Annotated in this window: 20 protein-coding genes; 9 read left to right on the top strand and 11 right to left on the bottom strand. The window is 73.9% G+C overall.

Annotated elements, in window-relative coordinates; translation table 11 throughout:
* The first annotated feature begins 537 nt into the window (after positions 1–537).
* Positions 538–1,335 carry a hypothetical protein gene (locus ACI79L_RS14685; RefSeq protein ID WP_456937509.1) on the top strand — a complete coding sequence of 266 codons (798 nt, stop codon included), beginning with the start codon at positions 538–540 and terminating at the stop codon, positions 1,333–1,335.
* A gap of 73 nt (positions 1,336–1,408) precedes the next feature.
* Here ACI79L_RS14685 and ACI79L_RS14690 read toward each other — a convergent pair whose 3' ends face one another.
* From ACI79L_RS14690 to ACI79L_RS14705, 4 genes are all read right to left on the bottom strand, one after another.
* Positions 1,409–1,582, bottom strand: coding sequence for a hypothetical protein (locus tag ACI79L_RS14690; RefSeq protein ID WP_456937510.1), 174 nt, complete (start codon positions 1,580–1,582; stop codon positions 1,409–1,411).
* Positions 1,583–2,248: 666 nt separating this feature from the next.
* Positions 2,249–2,773 (bottom strand): GerMN domain-containing protein, encoded by a 525-nt coding sequence (locus ACI79L_RS14695; RefSeq protein WP_456937511.1) that lies wholly within the window; start codon positions 2,771–2,773, stop codon positions 2,249–2,251.
* A 92-nt stretch (positions 2,774–2,865) separates the two neighbouring features.
* Positions 2,866–4,329, bottom strand: coding sequence for an ATP-binding protein (locus ACI79L_RS14700; protein WP_456937512.1), 1,464 nt, complete (start codon positions 4,327–4,329; stop codon positions 2,866–2,868).
* Positions 4,326–5,003 (bottom strand): response regulator, encoded by a 678-nt coding sequence (locus tag ACI79L_RS14705; protein ID WP_456937513.1) that lies wholly within the window; start codon positions 5,001–5,003, stop codon positions 4,326–4,328. Before ACI79L_RS14705 ends, ACI79L_RS14700 begins: the two co-directional genes overlap by 4 nt.
* Before the next feature lie 368 nt (positions 5,004–5,371).
* Between ACI79L_RS14705 and ACI79L_RS14710 the strand changes: the two genes are divergently transcribed.
* Entirely contained in the window at positions 5,372–5,746 is a 375-nt protein-coding gene (locus tag ACI79L_RS14710; RefSeq protein WP_456937514.1) for a hypothetical protein, read from the top strand.
* A gap of 115 nt (positions 5,747–5,861) precedes the next feature.
* Here ACI79L_RS14710 and ACI79L_RS14715 read toward each other — a convergent pair whose 3' ends face one another.
* The gene (locus tag ACI79L_RS14715) at positions 5,862–6,269 is read right to left on the bottom strand and encodes a four-helix bundle copper-binding protein (protein WP_456937515.1); all 408 of its coding nucleotides are present in this window, start codon (positions 6,267–6,269) and stop codon (positions 5,862–5,864) included.
* Positions 6,270–6,471: 202 nt separating this feature from the next.
* On the opposite strand from ACI79L_RS14715, the gene ACI79L_RS14720 reads away from it, so the two are divergent.
* Genes ACI79L_RS14720 through ACI79L_RS14745 form a run of 6 tightly spaced genes read left to right on the top strand, consistent with a single transcriptional unit; the run spans position 6,472 to position 12,876 of the window.
* Positions 6,472–8,922 carry a molybdopterin oxidoreductase family protein gene (locus tag ACI79L_RS14720; RefSeq protein ID WP_456937516.1) on the top strand — a complete coding sequence of 817 codons (2,451 nt, stop codon included), beginning with the start codon at positions 6,472–6,474 and terminating at the stop codon, positions 8,920–8,922.
* Positions 8,919–9,401, top strand: coding sequence for a hypothetical protein (locus tag ACI79L_RS14725; RefSeq protein WP_456937517.1), 483 nt, complete (start codon positions 8,919–8,921; stop codon positions 9,399–9,401). Before ACI79L_RS14720 ends, ACI79L_RS14725 begins: the two co-directional genes overlap by 4 nt.
* Entirely contained in the window at positions 9,401–10,063 is a 663-nt protein-coding gene (locus tag ACI79L_RS14730) for a hypothetical protein (protein ID WP_456937518.1), read from the top strand. The genes ACI79L_RS14725 and ACI79L_RS14730 overlap by 1 nt, the downstream gene beginning before the upstream one ends.
* Before the next feature lie 25 nt (positions 10,064–10,088).
* Positions 10,089–11,315 (top strand): cation:proton antiporter domain-containing protein, encoded by a 1,227-nt coding sequence (locus tag ACI79L_RS14735; RefSeq protein ID WP_456937519.1) that lies wholly within the window; start codon positions 10,089–10,091, stop codon positions 11,313–11,315.
* Positions 11,316–11,328: 13 nt separating this feature from the next.
* The gene (locus ACI79L_RS14740; protein WP_456937520.1) at positions 11,329–11,844 is read left to right on the top strand and encodes a DUF421 domain-containing protein; all 516 of its coding nucleotides are present in this window, start codon (positions 11,329–11,331) and stop codon (positions 11,842–11,844) included.
* 33 nt (positions 11,845–11,877) lie between these two features.
* Positions 11,878–12,876: a hypothetical protein gene (locus ACI79L_RS14745; protein WP_456937521.1), complete on the top strand. Its 999-nt coding sequence runs from the start codon at positions 11,878–11,880 to the stop codon at positions 12,874–12,876.
* On the opposite strand, the gene ACI79L_RS14750 is transcribed toward ACI79L_RS14745, so the two are convergent.
* Entirely contained in the window at positions 12,871–13,440 is a 570-nt protein-coding gene (locus tag ACI79L_RS14750) for a DUF421 domain-containing protein (RefSeq protein WP_456937522.1), read from the bottom strand. The two genes, ACI79L_RS14745 and ACI79L_RS14750, sit on opposite strands and share 6 nt — an antisense overlap.
* A gap of 192 nt (positions 13,441–13,632) precedes the next feature.
* Between ACI79L_RS14750 and ACI79L_RS14755 the strand changes: the two genes are divergently transcribed.
* On the top strand, positions 13,633–14,142 hold the full coding sequence (locus ACI79L_RS14755; RefSeq protein ID WP_456937523.1) for a hypothetical protein: 510 nt from the start codon (positions 13,633–13,635) through the stop codon (positions 14,140–14,142).
* Between the two features lie 781 nt (positions 14,143–14,923).
* Here ACI79L_RS14755 and ACI79L_RS14760 read toward each other — a convergent pair.
* The 5 genes from ACI79L_RS14760 to ACI79L_RS14780 all read right to left on the bottom strand — a co-directional run.
* Positions 14,924–16,276 (bottom strand): DUF2254 domain-containing protein, encoded by a 1,353-nt coding sequence (locus ACI79L_RS14760; RefSeq protein WP_456937524.1) that lies wholly within the window; start codon positions 16,274–16,276, stop codon positions 14,924–14,926.
* A gap of 428 nt (positions 16,277–16,704) precedes the next feature.
* Positions 16,705–17,115 (bottom strand): hypothetical protein, encoded by a 411-nt coding sequence (locus tag ACI79L_RS14765; protein ID WP_456937525.1) that lies wholly within the window; start codon positions 17,113–17,115, stop codon positions 16,705–16,707.
* A 692-nt stretch (positions 17,116–17,807) separates the two neighbouring features.
* Positions 17,808–18,584, bottom strand: coding sequence for a sulfite exporter TauE/SafE family protein (locus ACI79L_RS14770; RefSeq protein ID WP_456937526.1), 777 nt, complete (start codon positions 18,582–18,584; stop codon positions 17,808–17,810).
* Positions 18,581–19,147, bottom strand: a complete 567-nt coding sequence (locus tag ACI79L_RS14775) for a rhodanese-like domain-containing protein (RefSeq protein ID WP_456937527.1) — start codon at positions 19,145–19,147, stop codon at positions 18,581–18,583. The genes ACI79L_RS14770 and ACI79L_RS14775 overlap by 4 nt, the downstream gene beginning before the upstream one ends.
* 97 nt (positions 19,148–19,244) lie before the next feature.
* Positions 19,245–19,438 (bottom strand): rhodanese-like domain-containing protein (locus ACI79L_RS14780; protein ID WP_456937528.1); only part of this gene is annotated, 194 nt, incomplete at its 5' end.

Below are 19,438 nucleotides of genomic sequence, written 5' to 3' on the forward strand. Positions count from 1 at the left end.
CGCCGGCCGGGCGCGGGAGCGCGGGAACGGGATCCGGCGCGGCGGCCGGGATGAGGGCGGTTGACGGGCAGCACCACGATCGCCTCCGGTGGTCGTCCTGTGCGGGCCGGCCCGGTGACAGGGGGAACACCGGACCGGCGTCCCCACCGTGGCCCCCGGGTGGGGAGCGCAACCGCGGTCGTGGACGTCGTCAGCGGGATGTCACACGGCTGCGCTGCGCGGGCCCCGGATGTGACGGCTGCGTGACCACCGCCCGTGGCCTTGCGCACAGCCACCGGGTCTCCCCGGCACCGCCGGGGCGCGGGACGCGCGTCGCCGTGGCGGCCCGAGCAACCGGTCAGCGGCTTTGCGACCGTGTGACGAAGCGGCCGAGCCCGACACGGCCGGTCGTGTGGTGGGCAGTCCTCTCGCCGTCGACGACGCCTGTGACACGAGAGGGACCATGACCAGCGTCCGGTACCGCGGCGGGCGGGTCCCGACGCCCGCCGCCGCCCCGTCGCCCGGCGTGACGGCCTGTGACGCCGGTCAGGCACGGTGATGGACGTCGCGCTGACGACCACCCAGAGCGTCGTCGGGGCGCTCGTCCTGGCGGCCCTCCTGGCCGGGCTGCACCTGTCCGCACCGCACGTCAGACGGCTGCCGCTCGTCCCGGAGCGGGCGACCGCCTCGTTCGCCGGCGGGCTCGCCGTGGCCTACGTCTTCCTGCACCTGCTGCCGGAGATCGCCGAGGGGAACCAGGCGATCGGGGAGGCGCTCGACGACGTCGTCGCCCCGACGCCCCTGGTCGACCTGGGGATCTTCCTGGTGGCGCTCGGTGGCTTCGCGGCCTTCTACGGCCTGCAGCGGCTGGCCGACCGGCGGGCGCCCGCCCCGTCGCGCACGCCGAACGGGCAGCGGATGCGGACGGACGAGCCCGCCGGCGTCTACTGGCTGCACGTCGGGGCGTTCACCGTCTACAACGCCCTCATCACCTACACCATGGCGCTGCGGCTGCGGACGGGGCTGGTCTTCGCGCTCTTGTTCACCGTCGCGATGGGTCTGCACTTCGTCCTCACCGACCGCTCGCTCGAGGAGCACTACCCCCGGCGCTTTCCGCACACCGGCCGGCCGGTCCTCGCCGGCGCCCTCATCGCCGGGTGGCTCCTGGACGCCTTCTTCGCGCCCACGAGCACCCTGGTCGTCGCGGTGCTGACCGCGTTGCTCGGGGGCTCCATCCTGCTCAACGTCTTCAAGGAGGAACTGCCGGCGTCGGGACGGTCCAGTTACCCCTGGTTCCTCACCGGGCTGGTGCTGTACGCGGGGCTGCTCACGCTGGTCACCGCACTGGGGGAGTGACCCGCAATCGCTCCTGCGACGAACCTCCCTGTCACTCGCTCGGCCGGTCGACGTCTGAGTGAGGGACCTCTGCTCAGGTGGTCCCGTCCTCCGGCCCGCGGACGAAGTCGTCGGGCGGCACGTCCGGGTCCTCCGACAGCCACCGGCTGGTCCCGGCCGGGTCCCGCCGCTGCAACTCGGCGATGAGGACGCCCCGCCACCGGTCGCGGTCCCCGGGGTCCAGGCCGCCCGACAGGGGCGCCGTCACGTCGCGCCACTCACGAAAGAGGACGTCGACCGGGAGCGTGCGGAGGAAGTCGTGCGGGTCCTCCCGGCTGGGATCCGGGACCGCGGCCTGCCGGGAGGCGGGGGGGGGGGGGGGGGGGGGGGGGGGGGGGGGGGGGGGGGGGGGGGGTGTGGGCGACCCCCCCCCCCCCCCCCCCCCCACCACCATCCAACGGCCAGCGTCGGGGCGAGGCAGCCGGCGAGCATGCCGAAGGGGAGGAGGCCGACGGCCGCCGTCCCGGCCACGGCCGGCGGCAGCAGGGCGGCACACACGGCGGCCTTCGCGGGATGGGGCAGGGGCGGCAGGTCGGAGACCTCCGCACGGTGCAGCAGGCGGACCAAGCCCCCGGCGAGTGCCGCGAAGCCCGTCCCGACGAGCAGGGAGGGTGCGGGGTGGATCACCGCCCCCAGGACGACGAGCGGGCCGAGGGCGAGGGCCGCGACCGGTGGTAGTGCCCGGCGGGCAGCGGCCTTGAGGCCGGGGGTCGTCACGGGGAGCGCGCGGGCGGCCATGGGGTCCTCCGTCCGGATCACAGTGGTGCACCGTCGACCTCGGACCTGCTCGGCTCGACGCGCGACCTCACCTGTTCGGCCGGAATGTCATCTGTTCCTCACATGACCCGTGCCCGACCCTGCGCGATGCCCGCGGTCAGCCCGGTGTGGTCGTGGCGCTGGACGGGGTCCCGGCCTCGGCGGGGGAGGACGCGGCCGGCTCGGCAGGCGCGACGGACCGGTAGTCATCGCGGCCCACCGGCCGGTCGGTCAGACCGGCATCGGTCGGCACCTCGACGGGGGTCCCGTCCACGACGAAGCGGACGCCGGTGACCGCCGGCAGGTCGGTGAGCGTCCAGACGACCTGTGCCACCGCGAGCAGCTGGTTGCCACCGGTGATGCCGGCGAACCCGCGGGTCACCGCGACCGTCGCGACGCCGTCGGCGCCGACGTCCTCGACCCCGACGACCTCGGGAGGCAGCGCGGTGCGGATCCCCGTGCCGGCCTCGGTACGGGAGGGGCCCTCCACGAGTTGCTCGAGCGCCGCCTGGGCGGTGGCGGCGTCGGTCCGCCGCTCCACCGGAGTGAGGTCGGCGCCGCTCACGAGGAAGAGGGTCACCCGGGGGCCGCCGGCGGAGGAGCCGTCGGTGACCTGGGCGGACGGCTCGGCTGCGGCCGTCACGGGCTCGGGTGCGCTCTGCGGGCGGACTCCGCATCCGACGAGGAGCGCGGCGACCAGCAGCGCGACGGGACGTGCGGAACCGCGCGAGGTGCTCACGGGGCCGGCCGGACGGGGAGTTCGATCGCGAAGCGGGCTCCTCCGGACGGGCTCTGTCCCACGGTCACGGTGCCTCCCATCGCCTGGACGTGACGGGCCACGAGGGCGAGCCCCAGGCCGGCGCCTTCCGTGCGGGTGCGGAGCCCTCCGCTGCCGCGGGCGAACCGCTCGAAGATGCGGCTCCGCTCCTCTTCCGGGACACCGGGCCCGTCGTCGTCGACCAGGACGCAGGCGGTGCTGTCCCCGCGGGCGACCGTGACGCGGGACAGTCCTCCGCCGTGCTTGTCCGCGTTGTCCAGGAGGTTGCTCAGGACGCGTTCGAGGCGGCGCTTGTCGGCGTGGATCACGGCCTCGCCGGCGTCCGCGCGGACCTCCAGCCGGGCCGTCCCGAGCCCGGCCAGCCGGCGGCGGGTCAGGGCCTCCTCGACGAGGGCGGCGAGGCGGACCTCCTCCACCGCCAGGTCGGCGTTGCCCGCGTCGGCGCGGGAGATCTCCAGCAGGTCGGCGACCAGGCGTTCGAAGCGGAGCACCTCCGCCCGGAGCATGGCCAGTCCCTCCTGCCCGTCGGGTGGCAGCCGGTCGGCGCCGCTGTCGACGAGGTCGAGGGCGCCCAGCATCGCGGTCAGCGGGGTGCGCAGCTCGTGGCTGACGTCGGCGGCGAAGCGTGCGTCGGCGCGGACCCGGGCCTCCAGGGCGGCCGTGGTCCGGTTGAACGAGGAGGCGATGGGGGCGAGGGAGGGATCCCCGCGGGGGTCGATGCGGGCGGACAGGTCACCGCCGGCGACGGCCCGGGCGGCCCGCGCGACGCGGTCCAGGGGCCGCAGCGCGGGACCGGTGACCCACCAGCCCACCGCCAGCGACAGCGGCACCAGTCCGATCAGGGCCACGGTGAGACCCACGCCGAGGACACGGTAGGTCTTGTCGAGCTCGTCGAGCGGGAAGACCTCGAAGTACGCCTGGTCGAGATCGGCGAGCGGGATGCCGACCGCCATCATCGTGCGGCCCTCCACCTCGATCCGCTGCCGGGCCGCCGTGCCGCCCAGGACCGTCTCCGTCAGGACGGCGGGGACGGCGTCGCGTCCGATGAGCAGCGACGTCGTCACCCACTCGCCGTCGTCGACAAACAGCGAGACGGAACCGGTCTCGTGGGGGAGCTGGGCGAGCAGCTGGGGGATCGTCAGGCCCTCGGTGCCCAAGGCGCGCTGCACCTGGGCGGCGTTGGCCGCGGTCTGGACGAGGGTGGTCCGCTCGCGCTGCACGAGCAGGTACTGGGACACCGCGACCCAGACAGCCACGGCCAGCAGGGTGGAGATGACCACGGTGACCGCGGTGAAGGCCAGCGTGGCGCGCCCGCGCAGGGTGTGCCTGCGCCCCGCGCGACGTCCCGGCTCGGCAGGCGCCTCCTCGATGCGGGCGTCGGCGGTCCGGGTCGGGTCCGGAGGGGACCGGAGGATCGTCATCCGGGCACGCGGTAGCCCATGCCGCGCACGGTGGTCACCACGGTGGGGTTGCCCGGGTCCTCCTCGACCTTCTTCCGCAACCGCCGGACGTGCACGTCCACCAGCCGCGAGTCGCCGAAGTAGTCGTACCCCCACACGCGCTCGAGGAGCTCCTCCCGGCTCAGCACCCGCCCGGGATCGGCAGCCAGCTCGCACAACAGGCGGAACTCGGTGCGGGTGAGGTCGACCGGTCGCCCGTCGCGGGTGACGGTGCCGTCCTGCGGGGCGATCTCCAGGTTGCCGACCGTGATGCGGGCCCGCGGCTCCGGAGCCCGGGTGCGGCGGGCCAGTGCGCGGATCCGTGCGGACAGCTCCTTCGCCACGAAGGGCTTGGACACGTAGTCGTCGGCACCGGCCTCCAGGCCGGCGACGACGTCGTGGCTGTCCCCCCGGGCGGTGACCATGATGATCGGCACGTTGGACGTGCGGCGGATCTCCCGGCAGACCTCGAAGCCGTCCTTGCCAGGAAGCATGAGGTCGAGGAGGACGACGTCGAAGTCGCGCTCCCCGAGGCGCTCCAGTCCCGACTCGCCGCTGTCGGCCTCGGTGACGTCCAGCCCCTCCCGCTGCAGCGTCATCTGCACGATGCGGCGCACCCGGGGGTCGTCCTCGACGATCAGCACGGACCGCGGCACGTCACTGAGTCTGCTCACTCGGCTCCTGCTCGACCAGCCTCTCGGCGCTGACCGCCCGACGGTGGGCGGCCGGATCGACCGTGACCGGCGGGAGAGGCGGTCACCCTTCGGCCGCCCGTCTGTCACGGGATCGTCATGTCGGCGTCGACACCGGCCGGTCCTCGGTGGTGGAGCGGTGACGGCGTGGCGTCCCGGGACGGCGGCCCGCGGGCTCGGACGGGGACCTCGTCAGCACCTGGCTGCGCGACAGATCCATGACGAATGCACCTGACCCGTTGGGGCCGACGCGGGAACACGGGACCGTGGTCATCGGCTGTCGGCAACTGGGCCGTCGACCACCAGACCGCGGGGATGGGAGGGCACGCACGATGGGCAGCAGAGGCGAGAACGGTCGCGGCCTCCGAGGGGCTCCCGAGGGGCCGCAAGACGCGGCACCGCCGGCGGTCTCCTCCTTCACCGAGGCGATCGACCGCCGCACCGGTCGCATCCGTGCGAGCGGTCGCCTCGACACCAGGGCGGCGGACATGCTTCGCGGCACGGTGGACGCGCTGCGTCGGGAAGGCTGCACGTGGGTCGTCGTGGACCTGGACGGCGTGCAGGCCGACGACGCCGGAGCGGACGCCGTCCGCTCGCTGGAGAGGGGAGTGGTCGCCGACGGCGGTCACATGACCCTGGTGAACTGGCAGGACCGTGGGCCTGGTCGGCTCGACGGCCACACCGGCGATCCGGGCCGGACGGGCTGAGGCGCCCCACGGCGATCACGGTCCGCGTGGCGTCCACCTCGCCGTCGCGCTCTCGTCATCGCCGACGGCCCGTCGTGTGAGGGACGGACCGTCGGCGATCACGGTCGGCCCTCCGTCACTGCAGCCCGGCGACGAGCGAACGACAGGCCTCCTCGCAGCGCCGACATGCCTCCGCGCACACCCGGCAGTGCTCGTGCATCTCCGCGTGCGACCCACACTCGTCGCCGCAGGCCTTGCAGGCGGCAGCGCAGGCCTCGAGGACGGCCTGGGTGAGGTTCGCGTCGTAGCCGGTGTGCCGGGACAGCACCCGGCCCGTCGCCTCGCAGACGTCGGCGCAGTCCAGGTTGGTGCGGATGCACTTCCTCAGATCGGCGACCATCTCCTCCGACAGGCAGGCGTCGGCGCATGCGGTGCAGGCCTGCGCGCACTCGACGCAGGCCTCGATGCACTCCTGCAGCGCCTGGCGGTCGACCCCACCCAGGTCCTTCGGATACGTCTCCAGCATCTGCCCGGCAACGGTCACGGGTTCCTCCTCGTGCCGGTGGCGGACGTCCGCTGCACGTCCGCGGGGGACACCGACCCACCGCCCCCTACCCGCGCCGGCCGGTCAACGAGGCGATGTCACAGAACCGTCATGAGCGTGGCCGCGCCCTTCGTGCCTGCGCGGGTAGGCGGGACGAGGCCCCGCACGGGGGGCCGCCGGACACGTCGGGGAAGGAGCAGCGATGGCCCGCATCGACCGCATCGCCGAGCCGTGGGGGACCCGCACCCCGTACGGGCCGGGGGAGACCTGGCCGACCCGGGTGGACGCGTACCTGGCCGACGGGCTGACCGAGGACGACGTCGACCGCTGGGTGCAGTCCGCGACGATCCTGCACTCGAACGGCGACGGGCTGGACATCGCGGTCAAGGACGGCCGCATCGTCGGGGTCCGGGGGCGCGCGGTGGACCGGGTCAACCACGGCCGGCTGGGACCCAAGGACCTGTTCGGCTGGCAGGCCAACAACTCCCCGGACCGGCTGACCCGGCCGCTGGTCCGCCGCGACGGCGAGCTGGTCGAGACCGACTGGGACACCGCGATGGACGCCGTCGCCGGCCGCTGCCGGGAGCTGCTCGACGAGCAGGGGCCCAGCGCGATCGGCTTCTACACCACCGGCCAGCTGTTCCTGGAGGAGTACTACACCCTGGGCCTGATCGCCCACGGCGGCATCGGCACCAACCACGTCGACGGCAACACCCGGCTGTGCACCGCCACCGCCGCCGCGGCGCTCAAGGAGACCTTCGGCTCCGACGGCCAGCCCGGCAGCTACACCGACGTCGACTCCGCCGACGTCATCTGCCTGTACGGGCACAACATGGCCGAGACGCAGACGGTGCTGTGGACCCGGGTGCTGGACCGCCTGGCGGGCCCGAATCCGCCGGCGGTGGTCTGCGTGGACCCGCGCGAGACGCCGGTGGCGCGCGCCGCCAGCGTGCATCTGGCCCCGCGGCCGGGGACCAACGTCATGCTGATGAACGCGCTGTTGCACGAGATCGTCACCAACGACTGGGTCGACCCCGACTACGTCGATGCCCACACCGTCGGCTTCGACGAGCTGGCGGAGCGGGTCCGTGCCTATCCGCCGGAGGTCGCCGCCCAGGTCTGCGACGTGCCTGCGGCGGACATCCGGGAGGCCGCCCGGCTCATCGGGCACGCCGAGCGGCTGCTGTCCACGGTGCTGCAGGGCTTCTACCAGTCCCACCAGGCCACCGCCGCGGCCGTGCAGGTCAACAACGTGCACGTCCTGCGCGGCATGCTCGGGCGGCCCGGCTGCGGCCTGCTGCAGATGAACGGGCAGCCCACGGCGCAGAACACCCGCGAGGCCGGTGCCGACGGCGACCTGCCCGGCTTCCGGAACTGGTCCAACGACAGCCACATCGCTGACCTGGCGCGGGTGTGGAACGTCGATCCGCTGGACATCCCGCACTACTCGCCTCCCACCCACGCGATGCAGATGTTCCGATACGCCGAGGAGGGGTCGATCCGGTTCCTCTACGTCACCGCCACCAACCCGGCGGTGTCCCTGCCCGAGCTGGCCCGTATCCGGTCGATCCTCTCCCAGGAGCGGCTGTTCCTGGTCGTGCAGGACATCTTCCTGTCCGAGACGGCACAGCTGGCCGACGTCGTCCTGCCGGCGGCCACGTGGGGTGAGAAGACCGGCACCTTCACCAATGTCGACCGGACCGTGCACCTGTCGGAGAAGGCCGTGGACCCACCGGGGGAGGCGCGACCGGACCTCGACATCCTCGTCGACCTCGCCCACCGGCTGGACCTGCGGGACAAGGACGGCGCCCCGCTGGTGACGTGGACCGACCCCGAGGGCGCCTTCGAGGCGTGGAAGGAGTGCAGCCGCGGGCGGCCGTGCGACTACACCGGCCTGTCCTACGACAAGCTGCGCGGCGGCAGCGGCATCCAGTGGCCCTGCACCGACGAGCACCCCGACGGCACCGAGCGCCTCTACGCCGACGGGCGGTTCCGGGCCGCGCCGGACGACTGCGAGAGCTACGGCCGCGACCTGGTCACCGGGGCGCCCCTGGACGAGACCGAGTACCGGGCGCTCAACCCCACCGGTAAGGCCGTGCTCAAGGCCGCCGAGTACCTGCCCCCGCACGAGGTGGTCAGCGAGGAGTTCCCGTTCCAGCTGATCACCGGCCGCACGCTGTACCACTTCCACACCCGGACCAAGACCGGGCGGGCGCCGCAGCTGCAGGCCGCCGCTCCCGAGGTGTGGGTGGAGATGTCGGCCTCGGACGCCGCCGATCGCGGCTGGGGCGAGGGCGACCTGCTGGAGGTCAGCACCCCTCGTGGCCGCGTGCAGGCACGGCTGCGCGTCAGCGGCATCCGGCCCGGGGTGCTGTTCCTGCCGTTCCACTACGGCTACTGGGATCTCCCCGGCGGCGCCGCGCCGGACGGCGAGCCGCGACGTGCGGCGAACGAGCTGACCCCCACCGACTGGGACCCCTGCTCGAAGCAGCCGATCTTCAAGACGGCGGCAGCGGCGGTGACCCGGGTGGCCGTCGGTGACGGTCCCGCGCCGGCGCCCACGACCACCGGGTCGCGGCCGGTCACCGCGCACGTGCCACCAACCCGCGGCGGCGACGACGCGTTGGCGGTCGAGGAGGAGGACGCCCGGTGAAGCTCGGACTGGCGATCGAGGAGCTGCACCGGGCCGAGAACCACCTCGCCCGGGTCCTGTTCGCGGTCTCCGACCGGCACAAGGCCGACCACGAGGTCTTCCACGTCGCCCGCGACATCGCCCGCTGGTCCCAGCGGCACGTCACCGAGCTGGCCCGCGCCGGCGCCGCTTTCGGTGTCGACCTGGACCCCGAACCGCCCGGCGACCCCGGCATCCTCGAGACGGTGCGGCAGGCGGCGTCGGACCTGTTCGGCCGCCGCCCCGAGCCCGGCCTGCTGCTGCTCGCCGACCTCCGCCACGTGCACCGCGAGGCGGCCGGCGTCTCGCTGGACTGGGAGCTGCTGGCCCAGGCCGCGCAGGGGGCGCGCAAGCGGGAGCTACTGCAGCTGGCGGAGCGCTGCCACCCGGACACGCTGCGGCAGATGCGGTGGGCCAACGCCAAGCTCAAGGAGTCCGCGACCCAGGCGCTGGTGAGCTGATGGACGCACCGCAGACCCGCGTCGTCCTGCGGCCGGTCGCCACCCCCCTCCCGCTGGGCTTCCTCGCGCTGGCCCTGGCCACCACCGTCCTCGCCGCCGTCCAGCTGGGCTGGGTGCCGCCGGCCGAGGGCCGGGTCGCCGCGCTCACCGCCCTGGCGGCCACCGTGCCACTGCAGCTGCTGGCCGCGGTGGTCGGGTTCACCGCCCGGGACCCGGTGGCCGCCACCGGCATGGGCGTGCTGACCGGCACCTGGGGCGTGGTCGGGTTCACCACCCTCACCGCACCGCCGGGGGCGACCAGCGCGGGGCTCGGCGTCCTGCTGCTCACCGCCGCGGTGGCCATGCAGGTGCCGGCGATCTCTGCCGCGGCGAGCAAACTGGTCCCGGCGGCGGTCATGTGCCTGGCCGGGATCCGGTTCGCCGTCACCGGGGCGTACGAGCTCACCGGCTCGGCGGCCTGGAAGACGGCCGCGGGCTGGGTGGGTCTGGTGCTCGGCGTGCTGGCGCTGTACGCGGCGCTGGCCCTCGAGCTCGAGGGCAGCGAGCGGCGCACGGTCCTCCCGCTCGGCCGGCACGGCGCCGGGCGCTCCGCCGTCCGCGGGCAGGGGCCCCTCGACGCGGACGACCTGGCGGCGGAGGCCGGCGTCCGGCCGCAGCTGTGACCGAGGGACCGGGGGTGGCTGCTGCGTGACCGTCGACGTCGTCCTGCTCGCCGCGGGAGGCCTCGGGCTGGTCATCGCGGCCGTGTCGGGACGCCTGCGCCGGTGGCCGGTGTCCGAGCCGGTGCTGGCCCTCGCGCTGGGCGCCGTGCTCGGCCCGGCGGTGCTCGGGGCGGTCGACGTCCCCCCGCTGACCGAGGACACGACCTGGCTGCACACGGCCACCCGGCTGCTCCTGGCCATCTCGGTGATGGCGGTGGCCCTGCGGTACCCCGTGCGGGACGTGCGGGCGAACGTGCGTCCCGTGCTCCTGCTCCTGGCCGTCGCGATGCCCGTGATGGCGGTCGTGACCGCGGGCCTGGCGGTGGCCGTGCTGGGCGTGGGGCTGGGGATCGCGGCGCTGATCGGCGCCGCCCTGTGTCCGACGGACCCCGTCCTGGCCTCCAGCGTGGTCACCGGCGGGCCGGCCGAGCAGGACCTCCCGGCCCGTGACCGGCAGATCCTGTCCCTGGAGTCCGGCGCCAACGACGGTCTCGCGCTGCCGCTGGTCCTGATCGCGGTCGCCGTCGCGGGCGCGGACGGGATCGGGGCGGCCCTGGCCGAGTCGCTGTGGCAGGTCGCCGGCGCAGTTCTCCTCGGTGTCCTCCTCGGCTGGCTCGGTGCCCGGGCACTGCGGGCGGGGGAGGAGCACGGCTCCACCGATGCCGGTCCCCGGCTGCTGTTCACGGCCGTCCTCGCGTTCACCGTCCTCGGCGCGGCCGGTCTGCTCCACGTCGACGGGATCCTCGCGGTCTTCGTCGCCGGGCTCGCCTTCAACGCCGTGGCCACCGGACCGGACCGGACCGACGACGTCCCGATCGACGAGGCGGTCAATCGCTTTCTGGTGCTCCCGTTGTTCGTCGCCCTGGGCGTCGTCCTGCCGTGGTCGGCGTGGGCCGACCTGGGGTGGAGCGGTCCGGTCCTCGCTCTGGCGGTCTTGCTGCTGCGCCGCCTGCCGATCGTGTGGCTGTTGCGGCGGCCGCTGGGTCTGGGGCGCGCGGACGCCGCGTTCCTGGGCTGGTTCGGCCCCATCGGGGTGTCGGCGCTCTTCTACCTGGCGTTGGAGGCCGAGCGGCTGGCCGTGGACCCGGTGGTGCTGGCCGCCGGCAGCCTGGTGGTGGCGGCCAGCACGGTTGTCCATGGGGTCAGCTCCTCACCCGCCCGGGTGCTCTACCGGCGCGCCGGCGTGGTGACGGCCGACAGGCCCGGCGGCTGAGGAGGCGGCACACGTGTGGTTCGACGCGTGGTCCGACCTCGGACGCATCCTCGCCGTCGGTGCCAGCGCCTACGTGACGGTGGTGCTGGTCCTGCGCGTGTCGGGGAAGCGGACGCTCGCCAAGCTCAACGCCTTCGACCTGGTCGTCACCGTCGCCCTCGGCTCGACTCTGGCGACCATCCTGCTCAGCAGCGACGTCTCCTGGCCCGAGGGGGCGCTGGCCCTGGCGCTCCTGGCGCTGCTGCAGTCCCTGGTCGCCTGGGTGACCGTGCGCCGCCCCGCAGCCCGGCGGCTGATGACCGCCCGGCCGACGCTGCTCCTGCGGTCCGGCTGCGTCCTGCCGGCGGCGCTGCGGGACACCCGGATGACCGTGGACGAGGTGCGGCAGGCGGTGCGGGCCGCCGGCTCGGGAGACCTGTCCTCGATCGCGGCCGTGGTCCTGGAGAGCGACGGCTCGCTGAGCGTCATCTCCGACTCGAAGCTGGGGAACGGGTCGAGCCTGGTCGGGGTCCGCGGGACCGAGGCGTGACCGGGAACGCCGGCCTGGCGGGCTGCTGACGTGATGGCGGCTCTCGCCGTCGCGACCGGCGTGGCCTTGGTCCTCGTCGTCCTGTTCGACGTCCTGTCGACCACCCTCACCCTCGGACGCGGGGCCGGCCCGGTGACCCGGCGCCTCCTGGGCCCGCTGTGGCGTGCGGCGGTGCGGCTGCGGGGGAGAGGGAGCCGCTCGCGGGTCCTGTCGAACGCCGGCCCTGTGCTCCTGGTGCTGACAGTCGTCCTCTGGAGCCTGATCACCTGGATGGGCTGGTGGCTGGTGTTCCTGGGCAGCCGGTCGATCGTGTCGGCGGACACCGGGGCCCTCGCCGGCCCCTGGGACGTCGCCTACTACGCGGGGTTCGCCGTGTTCACCCTCGGCGTCGGGGACGTCGTGGCCGACTCCCCGGTGTGGCGGGTCGTCACCAACGTGGCCAGCTTCGGCGGCCTCGCGCTGGTCACACTGGCCATCACCTACCTGCTGTCGGTGATCTCCGCCGTGGTCACCCGGCGAGCGCTGGCCACCCAGATCAGGGCGCTCGGGTCCACGGCGGGGGAGGTGGTGGTCGCCGGGTGGACGGGAGGATCGTTCAGCCCGGCGTTCACCCAGTACCTCGTCGGCCTCGCGGCACCGCTCGCCACCGTGGCCCAGCAGCACGTCGCCTATCCGGTCCTGCACCTCTTCCGCAGCCGGTCCCCCGAGGAGTCGGCGCCCGTGGCGATCGCCGTCCTCGACGACGCGCTGCTCCTGCTGTTCGCCGCGGTCGAACCGGCGGTCGCACCGGACAGGTCCGCCTACGGACCCGTGCGGAAGGTCATCGACCAGTACGTGCGGACGCTCGGCAGCATCACCGCCACCCGTTCCGAGGGCCCGCCTCCGCCACCGTCCGTGGCGCCGCTCCTCGCTGCCGGCATCCCGCTGCAGCCGCCGGCTGTCCTCGCCGGGCGGCTGGCCGCCGAGACCGACCGGCGGGCTCGCCTCCTGCAGCTGGTGCACGAGGCCGCCTGGACGTGGCCACCGTCATGAGCGCGGGTCCGCGGCACCAGGAGGCGTCGGCTGCGGGCGGAAGCCAGCGGCGTCGGCGAGGCCGGCGCGGACCAGGGCTCCGTCGCGGTCACCCGTCTCGCGGACGACGGTCAGTTCGCCCTTGGTCTCGTACAGGACGTAGCGGAGGTCGCCGAGTTCCCGGACGCCGAGCTCGCGCAGCTTCGCCACCACGTCGTTCTCGGTGAGCCCGCACAGGCGCAGCTGGTCCCGGCGCAGCCTGCCGTGGTCGACGAGCACGCGTACCCGGTGGTCGACCGCCTTCGCGATCCACCGGTTGCCACGACCGAGCGTCACCAACGCGTGCGCCGCGAGGAAGGTCACCAGCGCCACCGCGCCGACCAGGAGGGACTGCCCCTCGGCCACGGCCGTGCGGCCCATCACCGCACCGATGGCGACTGCTGCGGCGAAGTCGATCGCCGTCCACTGGGAGAGCGTGCGGCGGTGTGCGATGCGCAGCCCCAGGACCGCGGTGCCGTACATCAGCAGCGCCTTCGCCCCGACCCCGACCAGGGTGTCCGCCTGTCCCACCAGCCACGTCGGCATGGCCTCTCCTCGTCGCGGTCACATCATCAGGTGCCGCGCCCGTACCCGGATGTCGGTTCCGTGTCAGAGAGGGTGCCCGGCGTCCTCCGGTCGTCGGTGCAGGGCAGTCCCCAGGAGACCGGACGCGTCGCTCGTTGGCGTCGCGCACACCCGATCCGGGCCGCTCGGCCCGGGAGCCACTGGGAGGACGGCATGTCTGTCTCCACTCGACGCGGAGCCCTCGTACTGCGGCTCGCGGCCGCGGTCCTCGTCACCGGACCGGTCGCCCTGTCGGCGTGCGGGGGCGACCCCGAACAGCCCGAGACGGGGAGCGATGCGCCGGACATCCGCGGGTCGGAGGACCTGGAGGACCCGTACGACGGTCCCTACACGTCGGACTTCCGGGAGGACGTCGAGGCCTACGTCGGCCAGGAGGTCACACTCGAGGCGGCCGTGGACCGTGTCGTCTCACCCGTCGCGTTCACGATCACCGGCCCCGACGGCGAGGACGTCGGCTCGTTGCTGGTACTCGCGAACGAGCCGCTCCCGAGCCTCAAGCCGGGCCAGGAGGTCGTCATCGCTGCGGTTCCGCAGGACGACTTCGACGTGTCGGTCCTGGACGACGACCGCTTGGCCGCGCCGACTGCGGAGTCCTACGAGACGTGGGAAGGCGACCCATACCTGAGCGCTGGTGTCGTGATCACCTCCACGGCTGAGGCGTAGGGCTGAGCCATCGTCACGGGCTTGCGAGACCGCGGTCGAGCCGACCGCCGTCCGAGTCGGCCGGACCCGTAGGTGCTCGGATGAGTGGACAGTGACCGATGGAGGGCAGGTGGCTGGCACCGGGCACGCGATGGTCGGCATCGAGATGGGGGATGGGGTCACCGTGCGACTCGACATCGCCGCCGTGCTCGACCGATGAGCTCACCTACGTGCTGTGGCTGTGGCACGACGCCCTGGCCCGCGTAGCCGCCCGCGGGCAGCGGCCTCGCGTGCACCACTCCCGATTCGTGTCCGCGGTCCTGGTGGTCTGGTTCGTCCGCGCGGTGCTGGACACCGCCGGCTCAGCCCGATCTGGCTCACGGTGGTCGCCCCCAGCGGCCTCTTGATCACTGGCGCGTCGCACCTGGGCCTGCAGCCCCGGCGCGCGGCCGACGCCCGATCGGTGGTCGATGCGGCGGAGGTACGGAATGTGCGGTCGAGCCGTTGCCTCGGGACTCCGGTGCCGGCGTCAGCTCCCGGGAGGGTAGAAGCATGCCCACGGCTCCCGTGATGCGTCAGCGCGCCTGCGCACGCGAGTCCCGGGGGCATGGTGGACCGCAGGTACAGCCCGGCCACGAGCAAGGCGGGGACGCGGGGAGCATGGATCTCTTCGGCGACCCGATACGGCAGCTCATCCCGCCCTCCGGTGACTGCGACAGCCCGGGACGACGAGCAGCACAAGCAGGTCGCCCGCTCGCGTGGTGGCGCGGTCGGGCTGTCGTCCGAGCATCTGCGACCGACGTCAGGCCGGGCGGGCGGCCGGCCACCTGCCGCTGAGGGCGAGGTCGAACCCCTCCTCCCAGGAGTGTCGTTCGTCGGCGGTGATCCGCGTCGAGTCGGCGGTGACGGTGACGACGTCCTGGAGCCGGTCGCGCAGGGCCTGGTCCAGCAGTCCCCGCGGGGCGCGCCAGGCCACCTCGCGGAGCAGGGCGGCGATCCGGCGCAGGACGGTCGGCTGCCCCGGCGCATACTGCAGGGGCTCCTCCAGGACGAGGTCGAGCAGCTGTTCGGGGGTCCACTGCGGCACGACCACGCGGACGACGCCGTCGTCGTCGGCCCGGCACAGGGGATCGAGGGGCCGGCAGAGGAGGTCACCGAGCAGCGCCGAGGCGTGTGACAGGGCGTGCACCGCGGTCGTGGGGTCGTTGATCCCCGGGGACAGCGCCCGGACGGCGATGTCGACCACCTTGCGTAGGCTGTAGGCGACGTCGCGGGTCGGCGACCGTTCGTAGCCGAGTCGCACCGATCGGCCGAGGTCCGCCTGCAGGGCGCCGGGGTCGACCTGCCGGTTCCCGCGCCGCGCCCAGGCGTGGGCCACCGGCGTGCCGGTCACCACCGAGTCGCCGATCCGGGCGGCGAGATGGAGGACGACATCCGCCTCCACGGCGACCGACAACAGCCGCCCGTCGTCTACGTCGACGACGAAGCCGCTGGACCACGAGGTGACCGGGACCCCGGGCCCCGGTGGCAGCCGGGGGGACGGCCGCTCGACGTCACGGGGTAGCTCTCGCTCGAGAGTGGCGCCGGCCTCCTCGTGAACGTCGCGGAGCATGGTCTCCACCCGTAGCGCGCGCGCCAGGTGCCCGAGGAAGAGGACCAGCGCCAGCACGCTGCCGAGCGTCAGGACGTAGGCCACGGTGATCGACAGGCGCGGGACGAACGCGGTCTCGAGCTCGGTCGCGCTCTCGGTCCGGACGGTCCGCAGCACGGTCAGTGCGTACACGAACGTCGCGGTCAGCTGGGCCAGGGTGAGTTGGACGACCCGGTCGGTGGCGAAGGTCTGCAGGAGCCGGGGTGAGTACTGGCTGCTGCCGAGCTGGAGGGCGACCACGGTCAGCGAGAAGGTCAGGCCCGTCACGGAGATGAGGGATGCTGCGATCGCGGCGAGCAGATCGCGGGCCGCGGACGGACCGCCGCCGAAGACGAACGCCAGCGGATGCCCCTCACCGCTTTCGAGCAGCTCGTCCACGGCCGGCAGCCCGATGCCGATCCCGACCGCCAGCAGGACGCCCAGGATCGGGATGGGCCAGAGCGCGCTGCGTAGCCGCGCGCTGACTACGCGGATCGCTCGGTTGCCGCCTCCTCGGCCGCCCACGGGGCAGTCCTTCCGACATGTCGGGCACGACGGTCTGAGGGTCCCGCAGTGTGACGTTCCTTGCCCGCGCACGCCGGTCGCGGAGTGCAGTGGCGCTGCTCCAGGCCACAACCGGCCGCCTCTGACCTCGTCCGCCAGGAGGGAGGCCCGGGCAGGATCGGCCGGATGCCTTCCGCGTCGTCAGGCACGAGACGTGGGTCGGAGTGCCATGCTCCGGTCGAGGCGACTTGGTGGGGCGCCAAGAGACTGCGGTGGGAGCTGTCAGTTCCGCGCTCAGGACGGTCAGCACCAAGCGACACATGGGCCAGGGCGCTGGTGGGCCAGTGAGGTGGCACCGCGCTGGCTCCTCGGCGTGGGAGGGGGCTGCTGCCCCTCTGCCTAGGCAGAGGGGCAGCAGCTGCGCGCCGACGGGGCGTCGAGGTCGACTGCTAGTCGTGGCTGAAGAGGGGGGCGTACTGCTCGGCGATGGCGTCGTCTCGACGCCAGTACTCCGCCATCTGGGCCTGGTGGATGGCACGCTCCTCGTCGTTCAGGTCGTCGACGAGGTCGCCGATCTCGCCGGCGAGGTGCTGGCGGTCGCGGTGGATGCGCAGGCCGGCGTACTCGGCCCGCATCATGCGGCGCATGTAGTCGGTGGAGCGCCGGAAGATGCCGGTGCTGATGCTGATGATGGGCTCGGTCTGCAGTTCGACGTAGAGCCAGTGGTCGGGTGCGACCTCGCAGGTGAAGAAGAAGATGGTCTCTGCGTCGTCGCAGAGCATCGTTCCGTCCTTGTGGTCGCGGGTCAGGCCGGCCTTGACCGCGGCGAGGGTGCCGAGGTCCATCTCGTTGAGCTTCATGTGTCCTCCGCTCAGGATTGGTTGACGAGAGGGGACGGTGCGCGGCTGTCGTGGATGCGCAATGAGCTGGTCGGTGGTCAGCCCCGTGGGGGACGGCCAGGACTGTGTGACAGAACCCGTCCAGCCACTGTGAGAGAACCCAGCAGATCAGAGGGCGGCCAAGACCGACCGGGGGTTCAAGTCCGAAACGAGGGTGGCGCGTGCCGGATCGGGGGGGCGCGGCGGCGCGCGACCGCACTCCTGGCGCGCGTCGGTGCGGCTGGGCAGGCCCATGCGACCCTGCGGCGGCGCGTCAGGGCAGGGATGACCGCGAAGGGTCGTCGCGGGGGAGGAGTGAGACGGCGCGGAGGTTGCTATGCGGTGTCGGGGGAGGGCGTCGGGCGCCGACAGCCGGTTCTGGATGGCCCGCGTCTGCTGGCGCCCGGGACTGAAAGGCGGCCCGCGGCCTTCGGCGCCCGGGAACGCTCGGCGCGGGCCGGTTCCGCGGCCGGTATTCGGCGTTCTCGCCGTTCGGAGCCAGGATGGGTCGAGGTGGAAGCGAGTGGCGGTGAGCGCCTGCCCGGACGCCGGACCGCTCCCTCGTCACGGTGGCCGTGTCGCAGGGGCAACCGCTGCCGGTCAGCGGACCCTGGGCGTCCCGGCTGCACTCCCCGCTGTGCGGGCGCAGTTCCGACGGGCAGGCGGTACGCGTGTCAGGCCGTGGCCAGGGCGGCGCCGATCTGCACGAGGATGCCGGCGGCGACGGTGAACACCAGGTAGGCGAACCAGCGGCGCAGTCGGGCGGTGTCCAGGCGGCTGCCGAGCCGGCCGGCGGCCAGCGCGGTGACGACGGCCGCTGCGGTGAACGCGACGGTGACCGGCACGTCCAGCGGTGTTTCGCCGGCGTGCGCGGCGAATCCGGCCGCGGAGTTGACCGCGACGATCAGCAGGGACGTGCCGATCGCGGTGGGCATCGGCAGCCCCAGCGCGAGGACCAGCACCGGGATGATGAGGAAGCCGCCACCGACGCCGAGCAGGCCGGTGAGGAACCCGACGACCAGCCCGCCGGCCAGGGTGCGGGGCAGGCAGCGACGCCAGTTCACCCGCTCGCCGTCGACCGCGCAGGCCGCGCCGGTGGTGGGTTTCTCGGCCAGCATCCGCACCCCAGCGCCGATCATCAGGGCGGCGAACAGGCCGAGAACGACGTCGTCGGGCAGCAGCCGGTTGACCGCGGCGCCGGCGAACGCGGTGGCCGCGCCGGCTGCGCCGAACAGCACCCCGATGCGCCAGGCGATCTGGCCGGCCCGGAGGCGGGGCAGCAGCGCGACCAGCGAGGTGATGCCGACGACCAGCAGGGAGGTGGCGACGGCCTGCGGCAGGTCCTGCCCGGCGGCGTAGACCAGGGCGGGGACGGCGAGGATCGAGCCGCCGCCGCCGAGCAGGCCGACGAGCGCGCCGATCACCAGCCCGGCGGCGACGGCGACGATCACGACCGCAGCGCATCCCGCGCGCCGTCGACGGTGACCGGGCGGCCACCGCGGTTGTACGGCAGCTTCGACAGGGCCGCGCCCATCGCGCAGGTGTCGGTGAGCGCGGCGGTGGCCAGGCCGGCGCCGATGCCACCGGCGAGGAACCGGGCGCGGGGGAAGCGCAGGCTGGCCAGGACGCTGGCAGCGACCAGGCCGCCGGCGACCAGGCGGACCTGGCGCTCCAGCGCCCAGCGGGTGCGGCCACGGCGGACCGGCTGCCCGGCGGCGGTGTGCGCGGCGATGCCGCCGTCGAGGACGGCCAGCTGCTGCGCACCGGCCGCGGTCAGTGCCGCGTGCGCGGTGCGGGCCCGGCCGCCGGCCTGGCAGACGAGCACGACCGGCCGGTCCAGGTCACCGGCCAGGTCGGTGGCGTAGTGCTGGACCAGTGGCAGCGGGATGTTGATCGAGCCGGGGATGTGCGCGGTCTCGTACTCGGCCGGGGTGCGCACGTCGATGAGGGTGGGGCCGGCCGACCGGGCGGCCAGCTCGGCGGGGGTGATCAGGTCGGTGGTGCGGGAGCTCACGGGGTGCGGTGTCCTCTGGGTCCGTTGCTGAGGGGTGTGGGCAGGCGGGGCCGGCGGCCACCGGGGCAGGGCGCCCGGGGCCGCCAAGTCCTGGGGGTCAGACGGTGGCGGGCTGGACGTGCAGGCCGACCGTGGCCGCGCCGGTGTCGGGGTCGCCGTAGCCGCCGTCGACCAGCACCGGCCGGCGGCCGGCGCGGGCGAGCAGGGAGGCGGCGATGGAGGCGCGGTAGCCGGAGCCGCAGTACACCCACACGTCCCCGGCGGGGACCTCCTCGAGGCGGTCGGCCAGGT

The organism is Geodermatophilus sp. SYSU D00684, from assembly GCF_054050455.1.

Excerpts from the sequence above, each read along its gene's own strand:
- ACI79L_RS14755 (WP_456937523.1), top strand. The coding sequence starts at position 13,633 with ATGTCTGTCTCCACTCGACGCGGAGCCCTCGTACTGCGGCTCGCGGCC.
- ACI79L_RS14730 (WP_456937518.1), top strand. The coding sequence starts at position 9,401 with ATGGACGCACCGCAGACCCGCGTCGTCCTGCGGCCGGTCGCCACCCCC.
- ACI79L_RS14720 (WP_456937516.1), top strand. The coding sequence starts at position 6,472 with ATGGCCCGCATCGACCGCATCGCCGAGCCGTGGGGGACCCGCACCCCG.
- ACI79L_RS14685 (WP_456937509.1), top strand. The coding sequence starts at position 538 with ATGGACGTCGCGCTGACGACCACCCAGAGCGTCGTCGGGGCGCTCGTC.
- ACI79L_RS14750 (WP_456937522.1), bottom strand. The coding sequence starts at position 13,440 with ATGCCGACGTGGCTGGTGGGACAGGCGGACACCCTGGTCGGGGTCGGG.
- ACI79L_RS14710 (WP_456937514.1), top strand. The coding sequence starts at position 5,372 with ATGGGCAGCAGAGGCGAGAACGGTCGCGGCCTCCGAGGGGCTCCCGAG.
- ACI79L_RS14765 (WP_456937525.1), bottom strand. The coding sequence starts at position 17,115 with ATGAAGCTCAACGAGATGGACCTCGGCACCCTCGCCGCGGTCAAGGCC.
- ACI79L_RS14700 (WP_456937512.1), bottom strand. The coding sequence starts at position 4,329 with ATGACGATCCTCCGGTCCCCTCCGGACCCGACCCGGACCGCCGACGCC.
- ACI79L_RS14745 (WP_456937521.1), top strand. The coding sequence starts at position 11,878 with ATGGCGGCTCTCGCCGTCGCGACCGGCGTGGCCTTGGTCCTCGTCGTC.